The sequence below is a fragment of the Pseudomonas sp. genome, assembly GCF_035497915.1.
Lineage (GTDB): Bacteria > Pseudomonadota > Gammaproteobacteria > Pseudomonadales > Pseudomonadaceae > Serpens.
The window spans coordinates 66,656-74,038 of record NZ_DATJCS010000037.1; the positions used below are offsets into that span (position 1 = coordinate 66,656).

Here is a 7,383-nt window from a genome sequence, read left to right on the forward strand (position 1 = left end):
TCGGATTTGGCCGTGGCTGAGGGCGGGCCGGTGCAGGGCTGCCCGCCTCAGATGATCTTGTCGCGCAGTTTGTTCGCCGCCTCGTGCAGCGCCTCGATCACCAGTTCTTTGTCGAGCTGCTGCAGGCTGTTGGTGTCCAGGTACATGGAGAAGCCGGGCAGTTCGTGCTCGATGAAGCTGGGCGAGGCGCCCAGGTCGCGGCGGAAATCGATCACCTGGTAGATGTGGATCGGCCGGGCGAAGCCCTTGACGGTGATCTGCCCCTTGTCGCGGCACATGATCACATCCTTCACCAGCGAGTAGGTCTCGTGGGAAATGAGGATCTCGCCGATCTCCGCCGCGTTCTCCAGGCGGCTGGCCAGGTTCACCTCGCGGCCGATGATGGTGTAGTCCATGCGCGTTTCCGCGCCGAAGTTGCCCACCGTGCAGTAGCCGGTGTTCAGGCCCATGCGGATTTCCAGCGGCTTGGTAATGCCCTGGGCGCGCCACTGCTGGCGCAGCACCTTCATGTGCTTGCGCATGGCGATGGCCATGGATACCGCCGCCACGGCGTCCTTGCGGGCGCCTTCGGTGGTCGGGTCGCCGAAGAACACCATCACGCAGTCGCCGACGAACTTGTCGATGGTGCCGCCGTACTTCAGGGCGATCTTCGACATGTCGTTGAGGTAGGTGTTGAGCAGGTCGGTGAGCTGCTCGGCTTCCAGTTCCTCGGAGAGTTCGGTGAAGCCCTTGATGTCCGAGAAGAACACCGTGAGCTTCTTGCGCTGGGTTTCCAGGCACACGCTCTTGCGGCCGCTGAAGATGGATTCCCAGATCTGCGGCGACAGGTACTTGGACAGGCTGCGCGCCAGATGCGCGGCGTTCTCCTGTTCGCGCTGGATCTCGCGACGCGCCTGGTAGAGCTTGAGACTCTGCTGGTGCACGAAATAGGCGTTGATGCAGATGTACAGACTGCTGGCCAGGATGCTCACCAGCACCACCGGCGGCGGGGTTTCCAGTTGAAGGGTCGGCGGTTGGTGATAGCCATAGACCAGGGCGGTCAGGCCGGCCACCACCAGGGTCAGGACGAACGAGCGCACGCCGCCGCCGATCATGGCGCTGAAGCCGAGGATCAGCAGGATCATCAGGGTGGGAATGATCGACAGGCCGAGCAGCACCAGGGCGCCCCCGACATTGAAGGCATCCAGCAGCAGCAAGACCTGGTCGGTGCGCTGCGGATGGCGTCGGTGCACGGGGCGACTCAGCAGATGGGCCAGCTGCGGGTAGAGCAGGGCGTAGGGCACCATCCAGAGGATTTCCTGCGGACAGTGCTGCACGTAGGTGCCCACCACCACGGTGGCTGCCACCGTGAGGTAGGCGAGCACGCGGGTGTAGTAATCGCGAAGCGGGAGGAGGTTTCCCCGGGAACCGGACACGGCGGCGGACTTGATAGGCACGACAATTCCCTGTGTACGCTACTGCGGCGAGTCAGGGTCGGGATCATAACCAAGCGGGGGAGGATGGGCCAAGCCGGGAATGGTCGGTCCTGCATCGTTTCGCCTGCCCAGCGCACCCTTGCCGTCCGCCGTGGTCTATTGGCCCGGACAGGGCGGGAGAACGGAACATGCGGCGCTGGTGCTGGATGCTGATGCTGGTGAGCGGTTGCCTGGTCGCGCCGTCGCGCGCGGACGAACAGACCCTGTTCAGCTTCGTGCGCCCGCTGGATGTGGTGCAGGTGGCCACCGAGGATGCCTGGTTCCCGGAACTGACGGCCGAGACGACGCCCGAAGGCGCCATCCTGCGGCGCCTGAGCTTCAATGCCGCTGCGCGGCCCACGCTGCTGCTCGAACCGCAGGAAGGCGCGTGGGACTGGACCGGTCAGCGCAGCATGACCCTGCGCCTGCGCAATGCCATGGAGTGGGATCTGACCCTGTACGTGCGCATCGAAAGCGGCGATGACCAGGCACTGGAGGCCCGCATCGACCTGCCCGTCGGGCCGGTGCAGACCCTCGCCATGCCCCTGCAGGCCACCACTCCGCGGGCCTGGGGCATGCGTGCCGGCCCGCCGATGCCCTGGAGCCAGGGCGGCCGGCGTCTGCTGGTGGCCACCCGGGTGGAAGGCGGCATCGCCCTCGACCGGGTGCGCGCGGTCAAGCTCTACCTGCGCGATCCGGACGTGCCACAGCACATCCTGCTCGGCCAGTTCGGCGTCAGCGGCAGCGACGAGCTGACCGGCGCCTACCAGGGACTGGTCGATGGCTACGGCCAGTTCACCCGCCGCGACTGGGGCGACAAGGTCACCCGCGACAGCCAGCTGCGCCGCCTGCTGGGCAACGCCACGGCGGCGCTGGAGAGCTGGAACCGCCAGTTGCCCGAACGGGACCGCTTTGGCGGCCTGCGTGGCGGGGAGCGCTTCGAGGCCAGCGGCTTCTTTCGCACCGAGAAGCGCGCGCAGCGCTGGTATCTGGTGACGCCGGACGGTCATCCGTTCTATTCGCTGGGTGTCAACGCGGTGACCCGCCAGCACAGCCAGACCTACGTGCAGGGTCGCGAGGTGATGTTCCAGGCGCTGCCGGCGCCGCAGGATACCCTTGCGTTGTTCTACGGTCAGGGCGACAGCCGCAGCGATGTGGGCGCCACTCGGGATCGTGAGTATGCCCATGGCCGCTGGTTCGACTTCTACAGCGCCAACCGCTATCGCGCCCAGGCCGAGGCGGCCTGCGAGCGCCACGAACCCTGCGCGCCCTGCCGGGTGCGCAAGCCCGGCCAGGAACCGCTGCCCGACGCCGAACACCGCGACGAGACCGCCTGCCTGGTGCTGCGCACCCAGGCCCTGAACGCGCAGTGGCCCGAACAGACCCTGGCGCGGCTGCAGGCCTGGGGTTTCAATACCCTGGGCAGCTGGAGCGACGCGGAGCTGCATGAAACCCAGCGCCTGCCCTACGTACTACCGCTGTCCATTGCCGGCGACTATGCCAGCATTCCCACCGGTCACGACTGGTGGGGCGCCATGCCCGATCCGTTCGACCCGCGCTTCGCCATGGCCGCCGAGCGCACGGTGGCCATCGCCGCCCGGGGCCGGCGCGAGGATCCCTGGCTGATCGGCTATTTCGCCGACAACGAACTGGCCTGGGCGGCGCCGGGCGACACGCCGCAGGCGCGCTACGCGCTGGCCTACAACACGCTGCGCCAGACCACCGACGTGCCGGCCAAGCGCGCGTTCCTCAAGCAGCTGCGCGACCGCTACCGCAACCAGCAGGGGCTGGCGACGGCCTGGGGCATCGAACTGCCGGCCTGGGAACTGATGGAAGACCCCGGCTTCGAGGCGCCGCTGCCCGACCCGGCGCACCCGGCCATCGAAGAGGACCTGCAGCGCTTTTTGCGCCTGTACGCCGACACCTACTTCCGCACCCTGGCCGACGCGCTGGCCTGGCATGCGCCGAACCACCTGCTGCTGGGCGGACGCTTCTCCAGCGTCACGCCGGAGGTGCTGGCCGCCTGCGCGCAGTTTTGCGATGTGCTCAGCGTCAACACCTACACGCGTGCCCCCCAGCAGGGCCAGGATTTCGCCGCCCTGCGCGCGCTGGACAAGCCGGTACTGATCAGCGAGTTCTCGTTCGGCTCGCGGGATCGCGGACCGTTCTGGCCGGGACCGCTGGAAGTGCCCGGCGAAAACGCGCGCGGCGCCGCCTATGCGCACTTCCTCGAACGCGCCCTGCAGGAGCCGATGATCGTCGGCCTGCACTGGTTCCAGTACCTGGACCAGCCGGTGACCGGGCGTCTGCTGGACGGCGAGAACGGCCATGTCGGCCTGGTGGCCATCACCGACGTGCCGTTCGACGGCTTCGTCGACGCGGTGCGCCGCGCCAACCTGCGCCTGCTGCGCCGCTGGCTGCCGCCGGCCCCGGCGCCCTGACCACGGTGACCCCAAAACCTGTAGGGCCGGGTTTACCCCGGCCAGCCCCCAGGTGCACGGCCTGTGCCCCATCGGCCGGCGTAAAGCCGGCCCCACAAGGAAAAGCCAGCCCCCCGGAAGGCCCGGGCTGACCAGAACTGTGGGGCCGGGTTTACCCCGGCCAAAGGCTGGCGCCAGCCGGCCCCCAGGTGCACGGCCTGTGCCCCGTCGGCCGGCGTAAAGCCGGCCCTACATGAAGCCAGACTCCCCGGAGGCCCGGGCTGACCCGAACTGTAGGGCCGGGTTTACCCCGGCCAAGGCCGGCGCCAGCCGGCCCCGCAAGGTTCCACGCTTGCCGCATGCGCCGCGCCGCGCCGACAATACCGGCCTTCCAACCGACACCCGGGAGTGCGCGCGTGCAGATCCAAGGCTATTACGACCTGCGTTTCGAGGCGGTCCGCGAGGCGTTCGCCGCGCTGTTCGACAACCCCGGCGAGCGGGGCGCCGCGCTCTGCGTGCAGGTCGCCGGCGAGACGGTCGTGGACCTGTGGGCCGGCCCCGCGGACAAGGACGGCCAGGAAATGTGGCAGGAAGACACCCTGCTCAACCTGTTCTCCTGCACCAAGACCTTTGCCGCCGTCGCCACCCTGCAACTGGTCGGCGAGGGCAAGCTCGAGCTGGACGCCCCGGTGGCCCGCTACTGGCCGGAATTCGCCGCCGCCGGCAAGGAACGCATCACGGTGCGCCAACTGCTCTGCCACCAGGCCGGCTTGCCGGCCATCCGCGCCAGCCTGCCGGGTGAGGCGCTGTACGACTGGGCGGCCATGTGCGCGGCGCTGGCCGCCGAGGAACCCTGGTGGACGCCGGGCACCGCCCACGGTTATGCGCCGATCACCTTCGGCTGGCTGATCGGCGAGCTGCTGCGCCGCGTCGAAGGCCGTGAGCCGGGCGAGGTGATCGTGGCGCGCACCGCCCGGCCGCTGGGGCTGGATTTTCATATCGGTCTGGACGACGCCGAATTCCACCGCGTGGCCCATATCGCTCGGGGCAAGGGCCCGGTCGGCGACGAAGCCGCCCAGCGCCTGCTGCGCACCATCATGCGCGAGCCCCAGTCGCTGACCACCCGTGCCTTCACCAATCCCCCTTCGGTGCTGACCAGCACCAATCGGCCGGAATGGCGGCGCATGCAGCAGCCGGCGGCCAACGGCCACGGCAATGCCCGCTCGCTGGCCGGCTTCTACACCGGGCTGCTGGAGGGGCGACTGCTCGAGCCGGAGCTGCTCGCCGAGCTGACCCGCGAGCACTGCCGGGGCGAAGATCGCACGCTGCTGACCTCCACGCGCTTCGGGCTCGGCTGCATGCTCGACCAGCCGGGCGTGGCCAACGCCACCTACGGCCTCGGCCCCGGCACCTTCGGCCATCCGGGCGCCGGCGGCTCCGTCGGCTGCGCCGATCCGCAGCGGGAACTTAGCTTCGGTTTCGTGACAAATACATTGGGGCCCTATGTGCTGATGGATCCGCGTGCGCAGCGGTTGGCCCGGGTGGTCGCCGCCTGTCTGGCCTAAGCGGGCTGAAAAGGCGAGTGATTTACGCAGTCTTTCAAAGGCTTACCGTCTGTCAGCTGGCTGGCGCCAATATCTTGCGTATTCCTCGCTTGACGGCAAAATGCCACTGGCATGCCAAATGAACGGGCGGTCTGAAACCGACTGCTGTTATCAACTTATGTGCTAGGGCAACCGTCCATGACTATCAAACTGATCCACTCCGCGACTCTGATGTTCTGCATGGCAGTGGCTGGCTGCAGCTCCACCGGCAACGGCGGCAGCACCGGTCCCAACGTCTCGCAAGCCTGGCTGGACAGCCAGGAAGCCGCCCTGCGCACCGCCATGGCGGGCAGCAGCTTTACCCTCAGCCGTACCGACAACGCACTGGTGGTGACCGCCCCGGCCGACGCCACCTTCAACGCCGACCGCCCGGACATGCTGCTGCCGGCCAGCCTCAAGCCCATCACCACCGTGGCCAAGCAGGTGAGCGGCGATGCCGAAGCCGGCGTGCTGATCCTCGGTCATCTGGACAACACCCTGAACAACGAGGCGGCCGCCAAGCTGAGCCAGTCCCGCGCCCGTGCCGTGGCCTCGATCTTCCGCCTCAGCGGCCTCAAGCATGACCGCCTGCAGGCGCTCGGCCTGGGCGGTGTCCAGCCGGTGGCCAGCAACGATAGCGCCGCAGGCCGTGCCAGCAACCGTCGCGTGGAAATTCTCGTGACCCAGCAGAAGGCCCTGACCGCCCTGGCCGGCGACTATCGCGCCAGCGCCACCAAGCTGGCAGCCAAGTAAGGGGCTGCTCGGTTAAGCTGGGGGCGTTCCGTTCCTTCCTTCCGGAGACGACCATGCCCCCCAGCCTTGCCGATATGCGTCGCGAGTACATTCGCGACGGTCTCACCGAAGAACAGGCGCCGGCCGAACCGCTGGCGCTGTTCCACACCTGGTTCAGCCAGGCCGTCGAAACCGAGCACCTGCCGGTCGAGCCCAACGCCATGACCCTGGCCACCGTGGATGCCGACGGCCGCCCGCATTGCCGGGTGCTGCTGCTCAAGGGCCTCGACGAACGGGGCTTCACCTTCTTCTCCAATTACGACAGCGCCAAGGGCGAGCAGCTCAAGGCCAACCCCTTCGCGGCCATGACCTTCTTCTGGCCGAGCCTGGAACGCCAGGTGCGCATCGAAGGACGCATCGAACGGGTCAGCGTCGAGGAGTCCGACGCCTACTACCGTGTGCGTCCGCTGGGCAGCCGTCTCGGCGCCTGGGCCTCGCCGCAGAGCCGGGTGATCGAGGGCCGTCATGAGCTGGAACAGCTGTTGCGCGATACCGAAGAACGCTTCCGCGAGCAGGAACCGCATTGCCCGGAACACTGGGGCGGCTATCGCCTGCTGCCCGAGCGCATCGAGTTCTGGCAGGGGCGGGCCAGCCGGCTGCACGATCGTTTGAACTACCGTCGTGTCGGCGACGCCTGGGTGCGCGAACGCCTGGCGCCGTGACGCGCAGGGCTCGCTGTCCTGGCCGCCAGTCCAGTGCCTTGGTGTGTCCACTCTGCATCTCTGGGCGCATGGCCGATGCCCCGTCGGCCGGCGTAAAGCCGGCCCTACAGGGCGCGACGCTATTGGTAGGGCCGGGTTCATCCCGGCCAAGGTCGGCGCCAGCCGACCCCAAAGGTGCACCGGTTGTAGGGCCGGGTTTACCCCGGCCAAGGTCGGCGCCAGCCGACCCCAAAAGGTGCACCGGTTGTAGGGCCGGGTTTACCCGGCCAAGGTCGGCGTCAGCCGATCCCAAAGGTGCACCGGTTGTAGGGCCGGGTTTACCCCGGCCAAGGTCGGCGCCAGCCGACTCCGAAGATGCACCGGTTGTAGGGCCGGGTTTACCCCGGCCAAGGTCGGCGTCAGCCGACCCCAAAGATGCTCCGGTTGTAGGGCCGGGTTTACCCCGGCCAAGGTCGGCGCCAGCCGACCCCAA

General features: G+C 68.2%; 5 protein-coding genes. 4 read left to right on the plus strand and 1 reads right to left on the minus strand.

Features of this window, described 5'->3' with window-relative positions; translation table 11 throughout:
• Window positions 1–47: 47 nt before the first annotated feature.
• On the minus strand, window positions 48–1,430 hold the full coding sequence (locus tag VL129_RS11570) for an adenylate/guanylate cyclase domain-containing protein (RefSeq protein ID WP_325412976.1): 1,383 nt from the start codon (window positions 1,428–1,430) through the stop codon (window positions 48–50).
• Window positions 1,431–1,603: 173 nt separating this feature from the next.
• Between VL129_RS11570 and VL129_RS11575 the strand changes: the two genes are divergently transcribed.
• The 4 genes from VL129_RS11575 to pdxH all read left to right on the plus strand — a co-directional run bounded on the left by VL129_RS11575 (window position 1,604) and on the right by pdxH (window position 6,911).
• The gene (locus VL129_RS11575) at window positions 1,604–3,895 is read left to right on the plus strand and encodes a beta-agarase (protein WP_325412971.1); all 2,292 of its coding nucleotides are present in this window, start codon (window positions 1,604–1,606) and stop codon (window positions 3,893–3,895) included.
• Between the two features lie 395 nt (window positions 3,896–4,290).
• A complete protein-coding gene (locus VL129_RS11580) occupies window positions 4,291–5,439 on the plus strand; it encodes a serine hydrolase domain-containing protein (protein ID WP_325412972.1) in 1,149 nt (382 codons plus the stop codon).
• A 177-nt stretch (window positions 5,440–5,616) separates the two neighbouring features.
• Window positions 5,617–6,210, plus strand: a complete 594-nt coding sequence (locus VL129_RS11585) for an OmpA family protein (protein WP_325412973.1) — start codon at window positions 5,617–5,619, stop codon at window positions 6,208–6,210.
• A gap of 53 nt (window positions 6,211–6,263) precedes the next feature.
• Complete coding sequence (pdxH, locus tag VL129_RS11590; protein ID WP_325412974.1) at window positions 6,264–6,911, plus strand: pyridoxamine 5'-phosphate oxidase; 648 nt, start codon at window positions 6,264–6,266, stop codon at window positions 6,909–6,911.
• Window positions 6,912–7,383: the final 472 nt, after the last annotated feature.

What these genes read in the sequence shown, in the direction of transcription:
- VL129_RS11575 (WP_325412971.1), top strand. Translation starts at nt 1,604, where the DNA reads ATGCGGCGCTGGTGCTGGATGCTGATGCTGGTGAGCGGTTGCCTGGTC.
- VL129_RS11585 (WP_325412973.1), top strand. Translation starts at nt 5,617, where the DNA reads ATGACTATCAAACTGATCCACTCCGCGACTCTGATGTTCTGCATGGCA.
- pdxH (WP_325412974.1), top strand. Translation starts at nt 6,264, where the DNA reads ATGCCCCCCAGCCTTGCCGATATGCGTCGCGAGTACATTCGCGACGGT.